Origin of the sequence: Variovorax sp. LjRoot84 (assembly GCF_964254305.1) — a bacterium.
GTDB lineage: Bacteria > Pseudomonadota > Gammaproteobacteria > Burkholderiales > Burkholderiaceae_C > Variovorax.
On record NZ_CAXUTE020000001.1, the window covers coordinates 1,516,469 to 1,535,213 of the forward strand.

Below are 18,745 nucleotides of genomic sequence, written 5' to 3' on the forward strand. Positions count from 1 at the left end.
GGCAGAGCCTGCTTCTGTGACCGGCACGCGGCCGCGTGCCGGGGTGCTGCGGCAGCTGCTCGCTGCCTGAGCTCAGTTGCTGTCGAGCCGCTTCGCCAGGCGCTCGAGCACCGGGCGGATGCCTTCGCCCACCTGGATCTGCGGGTTCGAGAAGCCGTCGTCCTTGCCGGCGTCGATTTCGCGCTGGCGAATCACCGGCACGGCCGCCGCGAAGGCTGCTTCGAAGGAGTGGCTCTTGCGCAGTTCCTCGTTGAATACCGCGCGGCCGAAGAAGGTGAGTTCGGACAGCCTGCCGCAGCCGTAAGAGGTGTGCTCGGCATCGGCGGCGGTCATGATGAGGCTGTCCTCGGTGGCGAGGGGTTCGATCCAGCCGCCCGAATAGCAGGCCGAGATCGCGATCACGCGGTGCCGGATGCCGGCCGCGTCGAGCGCTTCGCGCACTTCCTGCGGCGTCAGCCACGGCACGGTCAGCGGCCAGTGCGTGGCGGCGAGCTTGAAATCCCGCGCGCCGTGCGAGGTCATGTAGAGCACCAGCACGTCGCGCTCGCGGTCCATGCGCGCGGCCAGCGCTTCCACGGCGCGCCGCAGGTTCAGTGGCGTCGCCCAGGGGAGTTCCTGCGTGGTGGTCGCGTGGTTGACCAGGCGCAGCACGCGCCCCTTGGCGTCGAATCGCTCTTCGAGCAGGGTGGCCACCATGGCGCTTTCGCGCAGGAAGACGTCTTCCGAGGCATAGGGGGCGAACACCAGGCCGTAGACATGGGATTCGCCGTCCGGCCGCGGCGCCAGCCCGGCGACGGCGCGCTGCCACACGGCCTGCTGTTCCTCGAAGGTCTCCTGCGTCAGCTGCAGCCGGGGCCGCTCCGGCGCCGCCGAGGCGCTGTAGTCCGGCTGCCAGACCCGCTCGCGGTCCTGTTGCGTGTCTTGCCAGACGCCGATGGCAGTGATGGCCAGCATGCCGGGCACGAAGAGGGCCAGGCGCATGCGCGAAGGCGCGCAGCGCGCCATCAGGCGCACCGAGCTCAGCAGCCAGCACGCGATCAAACTGCCGTAGACCGCCCAGAAGCCCGAGGTGGTGGTGAGCGGTTGAGGCAACCAGCCCCGGAAGTAGGCGAGGGCGAAGCCCGCCATGAGCAGGTTCCAGGGCACGGCGGCCCAGGTGCTCAACGCAAACCAGCGGCTCACGCTGGCGGCGGGCGACAGCGCCGCCCAGCCGACCCACAGCGTGAGTGCGGTGGCCCACCAGGCATTCAGCTCCGCGGCCGGGTGGAAGGTGGCCGGGCCGTCGATCTGGAGCCGTTCGATGCCCAGCACCAGCAGGAGCGGGATCAGCACGATGAGCATCAACTGCCAGGGGCTGGGCGAGGCCGCGATGCGAGGGGCCAGCAGCACCGAGGCGCGCAGGCCTTCGATGATCCAATGCCAGAAACTGGGACGGCGTTGCACGTCGTGTGCGGGCAGGTCGGGATGCTCGTCTGTCATGCCCGGATGATGCCTTGCACGCAGGGATTCTTCGGCCCCGGTTCGCCAAACGCCGGCGTTTTCGAGAATAATTCTCATTTTGACAATTGGATTCCGCGGGTGACCACCACGAACGGCGCGGCCTTGGCCGCCATCAGCCTCGATCAGCTTCCCAGCAACCAGTGGGCGACCGTGCTCGATGTGCTTCGGCCCGATGAAGCGGAAGGCCGGGAGCTGGTGCTGCGCCTGACCGAGATCGGCTTCGTGCCCGGCGAGGCGGTGCGCATCGTTGCCAATGGCGTGCCGGGCCGCGAGCCGCTGGCCGTGCGCCTGGGCCACACCACCTTCGCGCTGCGCCGCCACGAGGCCTCGTTCATCCGCGTGATGCCGGGAGCCGCGCAGCATGGTTGAAGCGACGCTGAACTTCCAGCCCGGCGCCGCTGTCTCGTCGGCGCCGCCGGGCCGCATCGCGCTCCTGGGCAATCCCAACTGCGGCAAGACGGCGCTGTTCAATCTGCTGACGGGCAGCCGCCAGAAAGTGGCCAATTACGCCGGCGTGACGGTCGAGCGCAAGGAAGGCCTGCTGCGCACCGCCGCCGGCCGGCGTGTGTTCGTGCTCGACCTGCCGGGCGCCTACAGTCTCAATGCGCTGTCGGCCGACGAGGCCGTGACGCGCGACGTGGTCACCGGCAGGAGCCAGGAGGCGCTGCCCGATCTGCTGGTGTGCGTGACCGACGCCACCAACCTGCGGCTCAACCTGCGGCTGGTGCTCGAGGCCAAGCGTCTGGGCCTGCCGATGGTGGTGGCGCTGAACATGACCGACATGGCGAAGAAGCAGGGCATCGTGGTCGATGTCGCGCTGCTTTCGCGCGAGCTCGGCGTGCCGGTGATCGAGACCGTCGGCGTGCATGCCGGCGGCGCCAAGGGCCTGCTCGAGGCGCTCGATGCGCCGGTGGCGGTCGCGGCGCCCCAGCCCTGGCAGGCGCCGGGACTCGACGACGTGCTCGCCACGCAGCGCGAGGTGCGCCGCATCCTCGGCGTGGCGGTGCGCGAGCCGGTCGGCAGCCTGGCCGCCAGCGACCGCATCGACCGCGTGGTGATGCATCCGGTGTGGGGCATGCTGGTGCTCGCCGTCACGCTGTTCCTGATGTTCCAGGCCGTGTTCAGCTGGGCCAACGTGCCGATGGACGCGATCAAGGACGCAACCGCCGCCTTCGGCGAGCTCATCAAGCGCTTCGTGCCCGAGGGCATGCTGCAGAGCCTGCTGGTCGACGGCATCATCGCCGGCGTGGGCGGCGTGATCGTGTTCCTGCCGCAGATCCTGATCCTGTTCCTGTTCATCCTCACGCTGGAAGACTCCGGCTACCTGCCGCGCGCGGCCTTCCTGCTCGACCGCGTGATGGGCACCGTGGGCCTGTCGGGCCGCTCCTTCATTCCGCTGCTGTCGAGCTTCGCCTGCGCCATTCCGGGCGTGATGGCCACGCGCACCATCAGCAACTGGCGCGACCGGCTCACCACGATCATGATCGCGCCGTTGATGACCTGCTCGGCGCGGCTGCCGGTCTATGCGCTGCTGATCGCGGCCTTCATCCCGGCGCGCACCGTGGGCGGCGTGTTCAACCTGCAGGGCGTGGTGTTGTTCGCGCTTTACGTGTTCGGCATCGTCTCGGCGATGGCGGTGGCTTGGGTCATGAAGCGCTTCCGCGAGAGCAAGCAGCATTCGCCGCTGATGATGGAGCTGCCGGCCTACCGCTGGCCCAACCTGCGCAACCTGGCTCTGGGCCTTTATGAACGGGCGTGGATCTTCATCCAGCGCGTGGGCACGATCATCCTCACGCTCACGATCCTGCTGTGGTTCCTCTCGACCTTCCCGTCGCCGCCCGAGGGTGCGACCGGGCCGGCGATCCAGTACAGCCTCGCGGGCATGATCGGCCGCGGGCTGGAGCACATCTTCGCGCCCATCGGCTTCAACTGGCAGATCTCGATCGCGCTGGTTCCGGGCATGGCGGCGCGCGAGGTGGCGGTGGGTGCGCTCGGCACGGTGTATGCGCTGTCGGCCACCGGCGACGACGTCGCGGGCCAGCTGGAGCCGCTGATCGCCGGCAGCTGGTCGCTCGCCACGGCGCTGTCGCTCCTGGTCTGGTACGTGTTCGCGCCGCAGTGCATCTCGACGCTGGCCGCGGTCAAGCGCGAGACCGGTTCGTGGCGCTACGTGTGGATCATCGCCGGCTATTTGTTCGCGCTCGCCTACATTGCGTGCTGGATAACCTATAGGGTTGCTCTGGCACTCACAGGAGGATGAGATGACACAACAGATCATCGTCGGGCTGATCGTCGCGCTGGCCGCGATCTATGCGGTCTGGCGCTGGATGCCCGCCGGCTGGCGCCGCGCCGCGGCGGCGAGGCTCGCGTCGGGCACGCAGCGCGCGGGCCTGGTCGATGCGGAGCAGGCACGGCAGTTGGCCGAGTCGCTCGCCAAGAGCTCGGGCTGCGGCTCGTGCGACAGCTGCGGCAGTTGCGGCACCACCAAGAGCAGTCCTTCGGCAGCGCCGGATCGCGCAAAGCCAGCGACGCGCGCGCATTGAGCGGGGCATGCCGGCTGCTCACATCCTGATCGCAGGCGGGGGCATTGCGGGTCTGGCGAGCGCGCTCGCGCTGGCTCGCCGCCGCCACCGCATCGACCTGTTCGAACAGGCCGTGGCTTTCGGCGAGGTCGGTGCCGGCATCCAGCTCGGCCCCAACGTCACGCGCCGGCTGCAGGCGCTGGGCGTGTGGGAGCCGCTCGTGCGCATCGCGGCGCGGCCCGAGGCGCTGGTGGTGCGCAGCGCGACCGGCGGCCGCGAGATCGCCCGCCTGCCGCTCGGCAATGCGATGCTGCGAAGCTATGACTCCCCTTATCTTTGCGTGCACCGCGCCGACCTGCATGCGCTGCTGCTGGCTGCCGTGCGCGGGAGCGGCGCCGTCACGCTCAACACCGGCACGCGCGTCGACCAGGCGGTGGCGCGTGCCGGTGCGGTCTGCGTGTCGAGTGCGGATGCGCGGGCCTGGGAGGGCGATGCGCTGATCGGCGCCGACGGCCTCTGGAGCGCGGTGCGTTCGCGCGTGGTGGAGGATTCGCCGCCGCCGCGCGCGACCGGCCACACGGCCTGGCGTGCGTTGATCGAGCAATCGGCGCTGCCTGCGGCGCTGCGCAGCACGCAGATCGGCGTCTGGCTCGGGCCGCGGCTGCATGCGGTGGCTTACCCGGTGCGCCGCGGCGATGCGCTCAATGTCGTGGTGCTGGCCGAGGCCGCGCCGGCCGGCGATGCGCGCGATTGGGACCAGGCGAGCAGCCTGGTTGCGCTGCAGGCGGCCACCGGCCGAACCTGCGCCGGCCTCCAGGCGCTGCTGGAAGCGATGCCTTCATGGGGCGCATGGACGCTCAGCGACCGGCCGCCGCTCAGCGGGCCCGAGCAGATGGCGAGCGAACGCGTGGCCCTGGCCGGCGATGCGGCGCATCCGATGCTGCCCTACCTGGCGCAGGGCGCCGGCATGGCGATCGAGGACGCGGTGGCGCTGGCTGGTGCACTCGATGGAGGCGATTCGGCGGCAGTGCCGGCCGCGCTGGCGCGCTACGCGGCCGCGCGCTGGGAGCGCAACGCCCAGGTTCAGGCGCGGGCGCGGCGCAACGGCGAGATCTTTCATGCCACCGGCCTGGTGCGCGTGGGGCGCGATGCGGCCCTGCGACTGCTCGGCGCGCGGCTGCTCGACGTGCCCTGGCTCTACCGGGCTTGAATCAGAGCGCGAAGCTTTGTAAATGGTCGACGCGCTCGGCCAGGCCGTGCGCGCCCAGGTAGTGACTCACCTTGCCGGTGCGCACCTCGGCCAGCGAGGTCTCGAGCTCGGCGAGCATCCCGTTCCTGACCGATTCGAAAGCCGCGGGCAGGTCATCGTGGGCCTGGCCGTAGGCAGCGGCGATGAGCCGTGCGGCGGCCGGCGCGCCGCAAGCCACGCACTCTGCGATCGCGGTGGCGCTCGGTTGGGCGCCGTGATCGAGCAGCAGGGTGACGAGTTCGGGCGAGACCGCGCTGTCGATGTAGTCGAGCGCGTCCGGCGCCACCGGCGCACCGGCGCGCACCAGCGCGGCCGCTGCAGCATGGGCACCGTGGCTCAGCGCCAGGTCGGTGGCGATCGCGCTGCCCTGCAGCGGGCCGTCGAGCGCCACGCCGGCCGCCGCCAGCCGTTCGACCAGCGCGGCATCGTCGGTGGCGACCGCATGGCGCAATGCGATGCGCGAGAGCGGGCCGTCCTGGCCCAGCGTGCCATCGGCCAGCGGTGTCTTCCAGTCGACCGTGGCGCGGCGGTAGAACGCGACCAGCTTGTCCATCAGCTCCAGGGACAGGCCGTGCGCTTCGTGACGCTCGTCGAGGTATTCGAGCAGTGCTTGCCCGGTGAAGTAGTCGCCGGCCGGTTCGAGCGGGTCTTCGTCCAGGTGCAGCACGGCAAAGGCTGCGTACAGATCGTGTCCGACGGTCGTCAATCCATCCTCGTGCAGCGCGTGCGCCCAGGCCTCGGGGAGGCCCTGCTTCCACGCCAAGATATGGCCGTAGTCCGCGCCGGGCTCGACCACGGCGTAGATGCGGTCGCTGTATTCGAAGCCGCCGAAGGGCAGGGCGGTGAGCTTGCCGTCCCAGGCTTGGTCGCCCGCCTTGGCGGCTTCCTCCGCCACTTGCCGTTCGTGATCGATCCAGCCCTGCAGGTCGTGGTAGCCGTCGCTGCCGTTCCAGAACAGCTCGCTCCAGCTGACGGCCTCTTCGTTGCCGTTCATGCGCAGGTGGAGGTCGTAGTCGATGCGCCCGCCCGCCGTTTGCTGCCAGAGCGCGACGAGTTCGGGCGGGATCGGCCCGGCGCACAGGGCCTGTACCGTGGCGATCTGCTCGAAGGGAATCGGCGGCCGGGCATCGAAGATCACGCGCTCGGCAAAGAGCACGATGCCGTGCTCGCGCAGCTGGCTCAACTCGTCGTCGGCAAAGAAATCGCTGCTCATCGTCGTCTCCTTGATCGTTGTCGAGCTCGGCGGCGGCGCTACAGGTCGGTACGCAATTTCCAGATCTCCGGGAACAGCACCACATCGAGCATCTTGCGCAGGTAGCTTACCCCGCCGGTGCCGCCCGTGCCACGTTTGAAGCCGATCACGCGCTCGACCGTGGTCACGTGGCGGAAGCGCCAGAGGCGGAAGGCGTCTTCGAGGTCGGTCAGTTCCTCTCCGAGCTGGTAAATGTCCCAGTGAGCCTTCGGGTTGCGGTAGGCCACGAGCCAGGCTTGCTCGACGCCGTCGCTGAGTTCATAAGGCTTGGTCCAGTCGCGCTCGAGGTGGTCGGCCGGAATGTCCAGCCCGCGGCGTGCCAGCAAGCGCAGCGCCTCGTCGTAGAGCGAGGGTGCGCGCCACGCCGCCTCGACCTCGGCCAGCAGCTCGGGGCGGTGCGCATGGGGCTTGAGCATGGCGGCGTTCTTGTTGCCGAGCGCGAACTCGATGCAGCGGTACTGCCAGCTCTGGAAGCCGCTGGAGCTGCCCAGGTAGGGCCGCATCGCGCTGTACTCGGGCGGCGTCATGGTGGCCAGCACGTCCCAGGCGTGCACCAGCTGCTCCATGATGCGCGAGACGCGCGCCAGCATCTTGAAGGCGCTGGACAGGTCGTCCTCCGCGACGCAGCGGATCGCGGCGCGCAGCTCGTGCAGCATGAGCTTCATCCACAGCTCGCTGGTCTGGTGCTGCACGATGAAGAGCAGCTCGTCGTGCGCCGGCGAGCGCGGATGCTGGGCGTTGAGGATGCTGTCGAGGCTCAGGTAGTCGCTGTAGCTCATCGAGGCGCTGAAGTCCAGCTGCGCCTTTTCGTCGTGGACGATCTTTTCGGTGCTCATGTGCGTCCCTCTCTAGGTCACCGCGAGTTTCTGGTTGAACTCAGGGCGCTTCCATTCCTCGCGCTCCAGGACCTGCACCAGGTGCTCGACGGCATTCCACACGTCTTCGAAGCCGAGGTACAGGGGCGTGAAGCCAAAGCGCAGGATGTCCCTGTCCTCCGATTGCCCTGAGCTCGTCGAATGGGCGGCGCGGAAGTCGCCGATCACGCCGCGCGCGATCAGCGCCTGCACGATGGCGTAGGCACCGGGCTCGTTGTCGCTGAGTGCGAGGCACACCTGCGAACCGCGCTGCGCATGCGCGCGCGGCGTGACCAGCGTGAAACGGCCTGGGCAGCGTTCTTCCACCAGGGCGATGAAGGCGTCGGTCAACGCCAGCGACTTGGTGCGCAGCGCCGCCATGCTGCCCTGATCGCCGTCGAAAGGCTCGGCGGCCAGTACCGTGTCGAGCCCGCATTCGAGTGCGGACAGGGCGATGATGGGCTGGGTACCGCACAGATAGCGCGTCACGCCCGGCGCCGGCCGGTAGTGCGGCGTGAATTCGAAGGGCGCCGCATGGCCGAACCAGCCCGACAGAGGCTGCTCGAAGCGGCTCGCATGCCGTGCATGCACCCAGACGAAGGCCGGTGCGCCCGGGCCGCCGTTCAAGTACTTGTAGCCGCAGCCGATCGCGAAATCGGCCTCGCTGTCGTTGAGCGCCACCGGCACCGCGCCCGCGCTGTGCGCGAGGTCCCACACCGTGAGCGCGCCGGCCGCGTGGGCCGCGGCCGTGAGCGCCTTCATGTCGTGCATCGCGCCGGTGCGGTAGTTCACGTGCGTGAGCATCAGCACCGCCACTTCGGCGGTCAGTGCCGCGGGCAGCTCGCCGGCCTCGATCAGCTTCAAGGTGAAGCCGCGCTCGCGGCACAGCGACTCGGCGATGTAGAGGTCGGTCGGGAAATTGCTGCGTTCGCTGATCACGACCTGGCGGCCGCTGGCCTTCATCTGCGACAGCGCCGCGAACAGCACCTTGTAGAGATTGACCGAGGTGCCATCGGTGCACACCACCTCGCCGGGCGCCGCGCCGATCAGGCGCGCCAGCTTGTCGCCGAGGCGCTGCGGCAGGTCGATCCAGCTGGCGCTGTTCCAGGAGCGGATCAGGCCTTCGCCCCATTCCTTGGCGACGACCTCGGCGACGCGCGCCGGCGCGGCCTTGGGCAGCACGCCCAGCGAGTTGCCGTCGAGGTAGATCACGTCCTCGGGCAGGATGAACAGGTCGCGCAGGGCGGCGAGGGGGTCTTGCGCGTCGAGGCGCTGGCAATCGTCGAGGGTCATGGTCGGGTAGGTGTGAGTTCGCGCAGCACGGCGCGGACAGGGGAGGCATCGGCCGTCACGAGCTTGAGCGGCAGCGCGATGAGTTCGTAGTCGCCTTCGGGCACGGCGTCGAGCACGAGGTTCTCGAGCACGCGCAGGCCGAGGCGGCGGATGACCTGGTGGCTGGCTAGCGTCTTGCTCTCGGCCGGATCGATGCTGGCGGTGTCGATGCCGATCAGCTTCACGCCCAGCGCGGCCAGGCGCTCGATGGTGGCGGGCGCGTAGGCGGCGAGCGCGCCGTCCCAGCGGTCGATGGGTGCGTGCCGGTAGGAGCGCACCAGCACGCGCGGCGGCAGGTTGTCGGCGGCGTGAGCGAGGTGCTCCCACTCGATCAGGGGCCCGCACTCGATCGCATGGATCACGCGGCAGGGGCCGAGGTAAGGGGAGAGATCGACGTCGCCGATGGTCGCGCCCGCCGGGTCGTAGTGCAGCGGCGCATCGGCATGCGCGCCGACATGCGGCGACAGCGTGATTTCGCTGACGTTGACCGGACAGCCCGGCCCGATGGTGGCCGCCCAGCGCTGGCGGTAAGGCGTGTCGCCGGGAAACACCGGCGCGCCTTCATGCACCGGTGGCGAGATATCCCAGATGCGTTGGTTCATGGCGCAAAGTTAGCGCCGCGAACGGGGTCGTGGTGTCGGTTATTTCCAACAGAATGAAAACACCGGCGCGAGCTCAGCCCGTCTGCCGGCCGAGCAGCAGGAACTCCATCAGCGCCTTCTGCGCATGCAGCCGGTTCTCGGCTTCGTCCCACACCACCGATTGCGGGCCGTCGATCACTTCGGCCTGGACTTCCTCGCCGCGGTGCGCTGGCAGGCAGTGCATGAAGAGGGCGTCGGGATGGGCGACGCGCATCATCTCTTCGTCGACGCACCATTCGGCAAAGGCCGCGCGGCGCGCTTCGTTCTCGGCCTCGTACCCCATGCTGGTCCAGACGTCGGTGGTCACCAGGTCGGCACCGCGGCAGGCTTCCATCGGGTCCTTGAACACCTTGTAGCTTTCGGCCGAGCGGATGCCGGCGATCGACTGGTCGACCTCGTAGCCGCTGGGCGTGCTCACATGCACCTTGAAGCCGAGAATCTCGCTGGCTTGCAGCCAGGTGTTGGCCATGTTGTTGCCGTCGCCGACCCAGGCCACCGTCTTGCCGGCGATCGAGCCACGGTGCTCGATGAAGGTGAAGATGTCGGCCAGGATCTGGCAGGGGTGGAATTCGTTGGTGAGGCCGTTGATCACCGGCACGCGCGAATGCGCCGCGAAGGCCTCGATCTTGGTCTGCTCGTAGGTGCGGATCATCACCAGGTCGACCATGCGGCTGATGACCTTGGCGCTGTCCTCGATCGGCTCGGCGCGGCCGAGCTGGCTGTCGCCGGTGGTCAGGTGCACCACGCTGCCGCCCAACTGGTACATGCCGGCCTCGAAGCTCACGCGGGTGCGGGTCGAGGCCTTCTCGAAGATCATGGCCAGCGTGCGATCGACCAGCGGCTGGTGCTTCTCGTAGGCCTTGAACTTCTTCTTGATCAGCGCGGCACGCGCGAAGACGTGCGCGTACTCGTCGGCCGTGAAGTCGGAAAACTGCAGGTAGTGCCGGATGGCGGGTGTCTTGTCGCTCATGGCCGAGGCTCCGCGAGGAAGGCTTTCACGATCGGCGCCAGGATCGCGACGATCTCGTCCGCTTCGGCGATGCTGAGGATCAGCGGCGGCACCAGGCGGATCACGCTGTCGGCCGTCACGCTGAGCAGCAGGCCGGCATCGCAGGCGCGGTTGAGGATCACGCCGCAGGGCCGGTCGAGCTCGATGCCGAGCATCAGGCCCTGGCCGCGGATTTCCGTCACGCCCGCCAGGCCGCCCAGCTCGCGCTCCAGCGCGGCCTTGAGATGCGCACCGACATTGGCTGCGTTTTCGAGCAGCTTGTGCTCTTCCATGATCCGGATGGTCTCGATGCCGGCGCGCATCGCGAGCGGATTGCCGCCGAAGGTCGTGCCGTGGTTGCCCGGGCCGAACAGGTTGGCGGCGCGCGGACCTGCGACGACGGCGCCGATCGGCACGCCCGAGCCGAGGCCCTTGGCCAGCGGCATCACGTCCGGCAAGATGTCCGCCCACTGGTGCGCGAACCACTTGCCGGTGCGGCCCATGCCGCACTGAACCTCGTCGATCATCATGAGCCAGTCGCGCTCGTCGCAGAGCGCGCGCACCTGGCGCAGGTACTCCCAGCGCATCGGATGGATGCCGCCTTCGCCCTGGATGGTTTCGAAGAACACGGCCACCACGTTCGGATTGCCTTCGGTCGCCTTCTTGAGCGCTTCGATGTCGTTGAGCGGCACGCGGATGAAACCTTCGACCAGCGGGCCGAAGCCCTTCTGCACCTTGGGATTGCCGGTGGCCGACAGCGTGGCGATGCTGCGGCCGTGGAAGGCGGCCTCGTAGACCACGATCTCGGGGCGCTCGATCCCCTTGTCATGGCCGAACTTGCGCGCCAGCTTGAGCGCGGCCTCGTTGGCCTCCAGCCCGGTGGAGCAGAAGAAGGCGTTGGTGAGGCCCGAGAGCTCGGTCAGCTTGGTCGCCAGCTGTTCCTGGCCGGGCACGTGGTAGTAATTGGAGCTGTGGATCAGCTTGGCGATCTGGTCCTGCAGCGCGGGCACCAGCTCGGGGTGGTTGTGGCCCAGCGTGTTGACGGCAATCCCGCCCAGGCCGTCGAGGTAGGCGCGGCCTTCGGTGTCCCAGACTCGGCAGCCCTGGCCGTGCGACAGCGCGATCGGCAGGCGGCCGTAGGTGTTCATGACGTGGGGCGACGAGGGGGCGGCAGTGGCGCTCATACGATCTCCGGAAAAGGGAACGCGGATTCTAGGCGTGCCCTTTGACAGCATCGTTGAGGATTGAGCATCACAGCAATGCCCTCGCAGGTGTCGCTCGCGGGACCGCCGGATAGAATCGTTGTGCAGCGCAGCACAGGTGCGCGTTTCCCTCTCGCCGACCGATGGTTTCCCCCTCCGCCAAAGAAGTTTTCATCCAGGGCATCACCCAAGATGGCCGGACATTTCGCCCGAGCGACTGGGCGGAGCGACTGGCGGGCGTGATGTGTTCGTTCCGCCCGGGCGGGCCCCAGCCCGGGAGTCATCTGAACTACTCGCCCTGGTGCGTGCCGACGGTCATCAATGGCATCAAGTGCGTGGTGGTCAGCAGCGAACTGCGCGAGGCCGAGGTGATGGCCTGGGACTTCGTGATGAATTTCGCCAGGGACAACGGGCTGCAAGTGGCGGAGGCTTGCCTGGTGCCGGATGCCAAAACCGGTCGCCCATGAAGAACCGCCCGAGGGCGGCCGGACATGAAAAAACCGCCCGAAGGCGGTTTTGTCACTTTGCTGCAGCGCACCCCGATCAAACGGCGGACTGGCTGAAAACCGGTCCGGGCTTAATGCCTGATGACGTCAGGCGGCGGCCTTTTCAGGGGCGAGGGCCAGGGTCTTGACCTTGGCCGCGAGGCGGCTCTTGTCGCGAGCGGCCTTGTTCTTGTGGAAGATGCCCTTGTCGGCGACGGTGTCGACGATGCTCTGGGCCTTCGCGAAGAGTTCTGCCGCCTTGGTCTTGTCGCCGGCGAGCACCGCCTTTTCGACATTCTTCACGGCGGTGCGGTATTTGGAGCGCAGCGAGGTGTTCGCGGCGTTGAGCTTGACGTCCTGGCGGACGCGTTTACGGCCCGACGCGAGGCGCGGGTTCTTTTTCTTGGGCTTGGCGGATGCCATGGATGTGTTCCTTAGGTGTCTGAGGATGATGCAGCAAAGCCCTCCATTATAGGCGAGGAGCCCGAGGCCGTCCTGCAGGCCCGGAAGAGCACGCGCGGCCACATACACTTCCGCCCGTGTCCCTGTTCAAATCCGCCTCCACCGTCTCCCTGCTGACGCTCGCCTCCAGGGTCACGGGGCTCGTCCGCGACGTGCTCATGACCTCGGTGTTCGGCGTCAGCGCGATGACCGACGCCTTCTACGTCGCCTTTCGCATCCCCAACCTGTTCCGGCGCGTGTTCGGCGAAGGCGCCTTCAGCCAGGCTTTCGTGCCGGTGCTGGCCGCCAGCAAGACGGAGCGCGGCGAAGAGGGCGCCAAGGAACTGGTGGATCACGTGGCGACGCTCCTGACCTGGACTTTGGTCGTCGTCTGCGCGGCCGGGGTGATTGCAGCGCCGCTGATGGTCTGGGCCATGGCCAGCGGCCTCAAACAGAATCCGCAGGGCTTCGATGCCGCGGTCATCATGACGCGCTGGATGTTTCCCTACATCGGTTTCATGTCGCTGGTCGCGCTGGCCGGCGGCATTCTCAACACCTGGCGCAAGTTCGTGGTGCCGGCGGCGTCGCCGGTGTTGCTGAACGTGGCGCTGATCCTGTCGATCGTGCTCGGCGCGCCGTGGTTCCGGCGGCTCGGTATCGAGCCGATCTATGCCCAGTGCGTGGGCGTGATGGTGGGCGGGGTGCTGCAACTGGCGCTGCAGATACCGGCCCTGCGCGGGCTCGGCATGATGCCGCGCATCGGTGCCAGCATCACGGCGATCCGTGCGGCCTGGGCCGATCCGACGACGCGCAAGATCACCAAGCTGATGCTGCCGGCGCTGGTCGGCGTCAGCGTGGCGCAGATCTCGCTGCTCATCAACACACAGATCGCGTCTCATCTGGCGACCGGCAGTGTCAGCTGGGTCACCAACGCCGATCGCCTGATGGAATTCCCGACCGCCATGCTGGGCGTGGCGCTGGGCGTGGTGCTGATGCCGCAGCTCGCAGGCGCGCGCGCCGCCAAGGATGACGTGCGCTATTCGTCGATGCTCGACTGGGGCCTGCGCCTCGTGGTGCTGCTCTCGGTGCCCTGCGCGTTGGCCCTGCTTGTTTTCTCCAAGCCTCTGGTCGCTGTGCTGTTCCACAACGGCGCCTTCAACGAGTTGCACGTGCAGCGAACCAGCATGGCGCTCATGGGCTACGGGGTCGGCCTGGTCGGCCTGGTGGCGATCAAGGTGCTGGCGCCGGGCTACTACGCCAAACACGACACGCGCACGCCGATGCTGATCGCCGTGGTGGTGCTGGTGCTCACGCAACTGCTCAACATCGTCCTCGTGCCGGTGCTGCAGCATGCGGCGCTGACACTGACGATCGGCATCGGGGCGCTGATCAACGCGAGCTGGCTGCTGGTCGGCCTGATCCGGCGCGGCAGCTACCAGCCCGAGCCGGGCTGGGGCAAGTTCGTGCTGCAGGTGATGGCCGGCGCCCTGGTGCTGGGTGCGCTGCTGGTCTGGGGCGCCCAGCACTTCGACTGGATCGGTTTGCAGGCCGAGCGCCTGCGCCGCATCGGCCTGCTGGCGGCGCTGATCGTGGGCGCCGCGCTCCTCTATTTCTCGGTGCTCGCGCTCGTCGGTGTCAAGTTGCGCAGTTTTGTGCGCCGTTGAAACGCGACGCATGCAGCCGCCTTGACGCTCTCCGCGCGCTCCTCTACAAAGACACATGACGTTCAGCTTCTCGGCACCCACTGCTCTGGAGTACTTCGACTCGCTTGTCAAGAGCGACGATCACTTTCCTCTGCTCGAAGCGGCCGCCAGCCTGGCGCAGGACGAATATCCCGAACTCGACGTGCAACAGGTGCTGGGCGACGTCGACCAGCTGCTCGCGCGGCTCAGGCGCCGCCTGCCCGCCGACGCGGCGCCGCTGCAGCGCCTGCGGGCGCTCAACCAGTTCTTCTTTCATGACCTGAGCTTCGGCGGCAACGTCAACGACTACTACGATCCCGACAACAGCTACCTCAATGCCGTGCTGCGCACGCGCCGCGGCATCCCGATCTCGCTGGCCGTGCTGTGGATGGAGCTTGCGCAGGGCCTGGGCCTGCAGGCGCGGGGCGTGGGTTTTCCGGGCCACTTCATGCTCAAGGTCACGCTGCCGAAGGGCCAGGTGGTGATCGACCCCTTCACCGGCAAGTCGCTCTCGCGCGAAGACCTCAGCGAGCGGCTCGAGCCCTACAAGCGCAGCAACGGCCTGGTCGGCGACTTCGACGTGCCGCTGGGCCTGTACCTGCAGCCGGCCTCGCCGCGCGAAATCATCGGCCGGATGCTGCGCAACCTGAAAGAAATCCATCGCGCGCAGGAAGACTGGCAGCGTGCGATCGCAGTGCAGGACCGGCTGGTGGCGCTGTTTCCCGAAGCCTGGGGCGAGTACCGCGACCGCGGCCTGGCGCATGCCGAGCAGGGCAACAGCGCGCTGGCGGTGCGCGACCTCGAAACCTATTTGATGCACGCCGAAGACGCGCTCGACATCGATGCGATCGCCGAACGCGTCGCTGCGCTGCGCCGGACGGAGAACTGATGGACCAGGCCAAGGCCACGGGGGTCGACCTCGGCACGCGGCACGAGTTCCACGGCATCCAGCCGGTGCTGCCGGTGGCCGATGCGTCACGCGCCGCGCGCTACTTCTGCGACGTGCTGGGCTTCGAGCTCGACTTCATCGCCGGCGAGCCGCCGAGCTATGCGCGCGTGAAGAAAGGCGATCGCAGCTACGGCGACCCGGTCTACATCCGCCTTTGGCAATGCGGCCGGCGCGAAGCCGATCCCTGGCGCGGCGAGATCGTGATCCATGTCGGCCAGGATGTCGACGGACTGCATGCCGCCTACCTGAAGCGCGGCGTCAACGTGATCGAACCGGTGGCGTCGCAGCCCTGGGGCCTGCGGGAGTTCGCGATCCGCGAGCCCGACGGGCACGTGCTGCGCTTCTGCGGCTACCTGCCTTAGCTGCCCGTGCCGTGGCACGCATCATGCGTGACCACGGCAATGATTTCACTTGCAGGCTACACCTTTCGCCAGCGGCTTCGCGCATTCGCAGGCCGGGCGCAGCCGCTGCGGGTGCTGCTCACGTTGGGCAGCCTGGTGGCGCTGTGCGAGTTCACCGGGCATCCGGAGGCGTTGATCCCGCTGTTCCTGGGCGCCATCGCGAGCGCGCTGGCCGAAACCGATGACAGCTGGCGCGGCCGATTTCGCGCCCAGGTCGTGACACTGGTCTGCTTTGCAGCGGCGGCGTTCGCGATCGAGGCCTTGATTGGCGAGCCCCTGCTGTTCATCACCGCTCTGGCGCTGGCGGCGTTCTGCCTGACGATGCTGGGCGCGGTCGAGGCGCGCTACAAGGCGATCGGCTTCGCGACGCTCATCCTGGCGGTGTACGCCATGCTCGGCATCGACAACCGGCCCGCGAGCGACGCCGCAGACTGGGCCGAGGCGGTGCTGCTGTTGGCCGGCGCGGCCTGGTACGGGGTGTTTTCGGTGCTCTGGTGCGCGGCCTTTCCGGCCCAGCCGGTGCAGGAGCGCCTGATCAGACTGTTCTCGGTGCTCGGCGACTACGTGCGCTTCAAGGCCTCGCTGTTCGAGCCGCTGCGCGGGATCGACATCGAGCGCAAGCGGCTCTCGCTCGCGCAGCTCAACGCCGAGGTGGTGGCCGAGCTGAATGCCGCCAAGGAAAGCATCTTCAGGCGGATCGGCGCTCGGGCACCGACGGGTCGCATCGCGCGCTATCGCGGGCTCTACCTGATCGCGCAGGACGTGCATGAGCGCGCGAGCTCGTCGCACGACGACTACAACGCGCTGGCCGATGCCTTCTTCCACAGTGACCTGCTGTACCGCTGCCAGCGCGTGCTCGGCCTGCAGGGACAGGCTTGCCAGCGCCTCGCCCGTTCGATCACCCGGCGCGAGCCCTTCGTCGCCGACGCCGGGACGGTGCAGGCGCTGGCGGAGCTGCGCAGTGCGATCGAGCAAGAGCGCGAGCGCGCGACCACGCCGGAACGACTGGCGCTGCTGGCCTCGATCGAGGCGCTTGCACGGAACCTCTTGCAGCTCGACGGGCAGCTTGCGGGTGCGAGTCAGCCGGCCGCCCAGGCGGGGCGCACCGACATGGGCTTGTTCGACCGCTCGCCGCGCTCTTGGCGCGAGGTGATGGAGCGCGTGCGGCGCCAACTCACTCCGCGCTCGGCGCTGTTCCGTCACGCGTTGCGGCTGGCGATCGCGCTTGCCGCCGGCTACGGCGTGATGCAGCTGGTTCATCCGGCGCAGGGCTACTGGATCCTCCTGACCACGCTGTTCGTCTGCCAGCAGACCTACAGCGAGACCGTGGCGCGCATGGGCCAGCGCATCGCAGGCACCGCGCTCGGGGTGGTGGTCGGCTGGGCGCTGCTGCAGCTGTTTCCCCAGCCGCTGCTGCAGTCGCTGCTGGCCGTGGTGGCCGGCGTGCTGTTTTTTGCCACGCGCACCACCCGCTATCTGCTGGCCACGGCGGCCATCACGCTGCTGGTGCTGATGTGCTTCAACCAGGTGGGCGATGGCGATGGACTGATCGCGCCGCGGCTGGTCGGCACGGCCATCGGCAGCGCCATTGCGGGGCTCGCCGTGCTGCTGGTGCTGCCGCACTGGCAGGCGCGGCGCATCGACGAGCTGGCCGCGACCGCGATGCGCAACCATGCCGGCTACCTGCGCCAGATCGTCCAGCAGTACCGCTCGGGCGCGCGCGACGACCTGGCCTACCGGCTCGCGCGGCGCAACGCCCACAACGCCGACGCGGCGCTCTCGACTGCGGTGGCCGACATGTTCCGCGAGCCCGGCTACGTACGGCCGCGCGCAGGCGTGGCGCTGCGATTCCTGATCCGGTCGCACACGCTGTTGAGCTATCTCTCGGCGCTCGGCGCGCACCGCGTTGCGCTGCCCGATGCGGAACGTGCAGCGGTGCTGCGGGAAGCGGCCGAAGGCGCAGCAGCGGCGCTCGATGTCCTGTCTGCCGGGCTGGAGAGGGGGGAGCCCGATGCGGCGGGCGCAGGCCTGGAGGAGTCCTCCGTCCGTGCGGCGCTCGCGACGGCGATCGACCCCAGCGACGGGGCAGACCAGGCCGCCCGCCTCGTTCGCACGGAGCTCACGCTGATCTGGCTGCAGATCGACGCGTTGCGCGACCATGCGCGCGAATGGCTGCAGCCTGAGGGCAAGGTGCCGGCAGAAGCGTCAAGGGCGGCCGAAACCCCGCAGGATGAGTGCACGCCGCTATCGTCTTGATAGCAGATGTGCTTCCGACGGCGAGCCCACCAGACCGAACTGGCGCCAGGCCCGGCGCAGTTGCGTGTCGGAGCCGAAGCCCGAGAGTTCGGCCGCGCGCGTGACGTTGGCGCCCGACTGCAGCGCGAGCTGCGCCGTCGCGAGTCGCAGGCGGCGCAGATAGGCCAGCGGCGCCACGCCCGCGTGCTCCACGAACAGGCGCGTGAGATGGCGCGCCGAGGTGTGGGCCACGTCGGCCATGCGCGGCACGCTCCAATCTGCCTGCGGCTCCTCGCTCACCGCATCCTGCACGCGATGCAGCGCGGGATGCAGATGGTTGCGGTAGGCCAGGAAGGGCGAGAGCTCGGGATCGTGCGGGCCGCGCCGCAGCGCCACCACCATGGTCTGCGCGACCTGCGCCGCGAGCGCTTCGCCGCAGCTTTCGGCGATCCGGTGCAGCATCAGGTCGATGCCGGTCGTCACGCCGGCGCTGCTGTAGAGCGGCGGGTCGATCACGAACACGCGGTTGGCAACCACCTCGCAGCGCGGCTCCACCTGGCGCAATTCGTCCAGATGGTGATGGTGGGTGGTGGCGCGCCGGCCCGCGAGCGCACCCGCGTGGGCCGCGAGCAGGGCACCGGCGCAGATCGTGACGAGCTCGAGCCGGCCGCGCTCGAAGCGCAGGCCGCGCAACCACTGCAGCAAGGCCTGCGCCTGCGGGCCCGCCGTCGAGATCGTGTTGCCCGGCAGTCCCACGAGCACGATCCACGCCGGGCCGTCCCACTGCGCCGGCAGCGGCGACAGGCCGGCGAGGGTCACGCCGACCGAGCCGATCGCCGCCGGGTCCGGAGAGGCGAATTCGATCTTGAAGCGCTCCGGCTGGCCGCTGGCGCGCAATTGCTGGTTGGCGATGCGCAAGGCCTCGGCCGGGCCGGCCCAGTCCAGCACGAGGCTGTGGGGCAGCAGCACGAAGACAACCCGGATCGAGGGCAAGCTCATCGTGCGCGCGGCC

18 protein-coding genes are annotated in these 18,745 nt (G+C 68.7%); 9 read left to right on the forward strand and 9 right to left on the reverse strand.

Annotated features, from left to right (window positions below; genetic code table 11):
- Positions 1–72: 72 nt before the first annotated feature.
- Positions 73–1,479, reverse strand: coding sequence for a C13 family peptidase (locus tag ACSQ9I_RS07650; protein WP_436312747.1), 1,407 nt, complete (start codon positions 1,477–1,479; stop codon positions 73–75).
- 99 nt (positions 1,480–1,578) lie between these two features.
- On the opposite strand from ACSQ9I_RS07650, the gene ACSQ9I_RS07655 reads away from it, so the two are divergent.
- The 4 genes from ACSQ9I_RS07655 to ACSQ9I_RS07670 are packed head-to-tail and all read left to right on the forward strand — an operon-like array spanning position 1,579 to position 5,232.
- Complete coding sequence (locus ACSQ9I_RS07655) at positions 1,579–1,869, forward strand: FeoA family protein (protein WP_436292622.1); 291 nt, start codon at positions 1,579–1,581, stop codon at positions 1,867–1,869.
- Positions 1,862–3,760: a ferrous iron transporter B gene (feoB, locus tag ACSQ9I_RS07660; protein WP_436312748.1), complete on the forward strand. Its 1,899-nt coding sequence runs from the start codon at positions 1,862–1,864 to the stop codon at positions 3,758–3,760. Before ACSQ9I_RS07655 ends, feoB begins: the two co-directional genes overlap by 8 nt.
- A gap of 1 nt (position 3,761) precedes the next feature.
- Entirely contained in the window at positions 3,762–4,043 is a 282-nt protein-coding gene (locus ACSQ9I_RS07665) for a DUF6587 family protein (protein ID WP_436292624.1), read from the forward strand.
- Between the two features lie 7 nt (positions 4,044–4,050).
- Complete coding sequence (locus tag ACSQ9I_RS07670; RefSeq protein ID WP_436312749.1) at positions 4,051–5,232, forward strand: FAD-dependent monooxygenase; 1,182 nt, start codon at positions 4,051–4,053, stop codon at positions 5,230–5,232.
- A gap of 1 nt (position 5,233) precedes the next feature.
- Here the strand turns inward: ACSQ9I_RS07670 and ACSQ9I_RS07675 are convergent, their stop codons facing one another.
- The 6 genes from ACSQ9I_RS07675 to ACSQ9I_RS07700 form a co-directional block, all read right to left on the reverse strand.
- Positions 5,234–6,484, reverse strand: a complete 1,251-nt coding sequence (locus tag ACSQ9I_RS07675) for an SMI1/KNR4 family protein (protein WP_436292625.1) — start codon at positions 6,482–6,484, stop codon at positions 5,234–5,236.
- A 38-nt stretch (positions 6,485–6,522) separates the two neighbouring features.
- Positions 6,523–7,359, reverse strand: coding sequence for a tryptophan 2,3-dioxygenase (gene kynA, locus ACSQ9I_RS07680; RefSeq protein WP_093106468.1), 837 nt, complete (start codon positions 7,357–7,359; stop codon positions 6,523–6,525).
- A gap of 12 nt (positions 7,360–7,371) precedes the next feature.
- Entirely contained in the window at positions 7,372–8,670 is a 1,299-nt protein-coding gene (gene kynU, locus ACSQ9I_RS07685; protein WP_436292626.1) for a kynureninase, read from the reverse strand.
- Positions 8,667–9,311, reverse strand: coding sequence for an arylformamidase (gene kynB / locus ACSQ9I_RS07690; RefSeq protein WP_436312750.1), 645 nt, complete (start codon positions 9,309–9,311; stop codon positions 8,667–8,669). The genes kynU and kynB overlap by 4 nt, the downstream gene beginning before the upstream one ends.
- 73 nt (positions 9,312–9,384) lie before the next feature.
- The gene (gene argF, locus ACSQ9I_RS07695) at positions 9,385–10,320 is read right to left on the reverse strand and encodes an ornithine carbamoyltransferase (protein ID WP_436312751.1); all 936 of its coding nucleotides are present in this window, start codon (positions 10,318–10,320) and stop codon (positions 9,385–9,387) included.
- Positions 10,317–11,522 carry an aspartate aminotransferase family protein gene (locus ACSQ9I_RS07700; RefSeq protein WP_093106459.1) on the reverse strand — a complete coding sequence of 402 codons (1,206 nt, stop codon included), beginning with the start codon at positions 11,520–11,522 and terminating at the stop codon, positions 10,317–10,319. The genes argF and ACSQ9I_RS07700 overlap by 4 nt, the downstream gene beginning before the upstream one ends.
- Positions 11,523–11,683: 161 nt before the next feature.
- On the opposite strand from ACSQ9I_RS07700, the gene ACSQ9I_RS07705 reads away from it, so the two are divergent.
- Positions 11,684–12,007 (forward strand): DUF3579 domain-containing protein, encoded by a 324-nt coding sequence (locus ACSQ9I_RS07705; protein ID WP_436312752.1) that lies wholly within the window; start codon positions 11,684–11,686, stop codon positions 12,005–12,007.
- Between the two features lie 126 nt (positions 12,008–12,133).
- Here ACSQ9I_RS07705 and rpsT read toward each other — a convergent pair whose 3' ends face one another.
- Complete coding sequence (rpsT, locus tag ACSQ9I_RS07710; RefSeq protein ID WP_093106455.1) at positions 12,134–12,448, reverse strand: 30S ribosomal protein S20; 315 nt, start codon at positions 12,446–12,448, stop codon at positions 12,134–12,136.
- A 116-nt stretch (positions 12,449–12,564) separates the two neighbouring features.
- On the opposite strand from rpsT, the gene murJ reads away from it, so the two are divergent.
- Genes murJ through yccS form a run of 4 tightly spaced genes read left to right on the forward strand, consistent with a single transcriptional unit; the run spans position 12,565 to position 17,754 of the window.
- Positions 12,565–14,130 (forward strand): murein biosynthesis integral membrane protein MurJ, encoded by a 1,566-nt coding sequence (murJ, locus tag ACSQ9I_RS07715; RefSeq protein WP_436312753.1) that lies wholly within the window; start codon positions 12,565–12,567, stop codon positions 14,128–14,130.
- A 55-nt stretch (positions 14,131–14,185) separates the two neighbouring features.
- A complete protein-coding gene (locus ACSQ9I_RS07720; RefSeq protein WP_436312754.1) occupies positions 14,186–15,037 on the forward strand; it encodes a SirB1 family protein in 852 nt (283 codons plus the stop codon).
- The gene (locus tag ACSQ9I_RS07725) at positions 15,037–15,459 is read left to right on the forward strand and encodes a bleomycin resistance protein (RefSeq protein ID WP_093106447.1); all 423 of its coding nucleotides are present in this window, start codon (positions 15,037–15,039) and stop codon (positions 15,457–15,459) included. The genes ACSQ9I_RS07720 and ACSQ9I_RS07725 overlap by 1 nt, the downstream gene beginning before the upstream one ends.
- Before the next feature lie 39 nt (positions 15,460–15,498).
- Positions 15,499–17,754: a YccS family putative transporter gene (gene yccS, locus ACSQ9I_RS07730; RefSeq protein WP_436312755.1), complete on the forward strand. Its 2,256-nt coding sequence runs from the start codon at positions 15,499–15,501 to the stop codon at positions 17,752–17,754.
- Here the strand turns inward: yccS and ACSQ9I_RS07735 are convergent.
- Positions 17,743–18,732, reverse strand: a complete 990-nt coding sequence (locus ACSQ9I_RS07735) for a GlxA family transcriptional regulator (protein WP_093106442.1) — start codon at positions 18,730–18,732, stop codon at positions 17,743–17,745. The two genes, yccS and ACSQ9I_RS07735, sit on opposite strands and share 12 nt — an antisense overlap.
- Positions 18,733–18,745 lie beyond the last annotated feature (13 nt).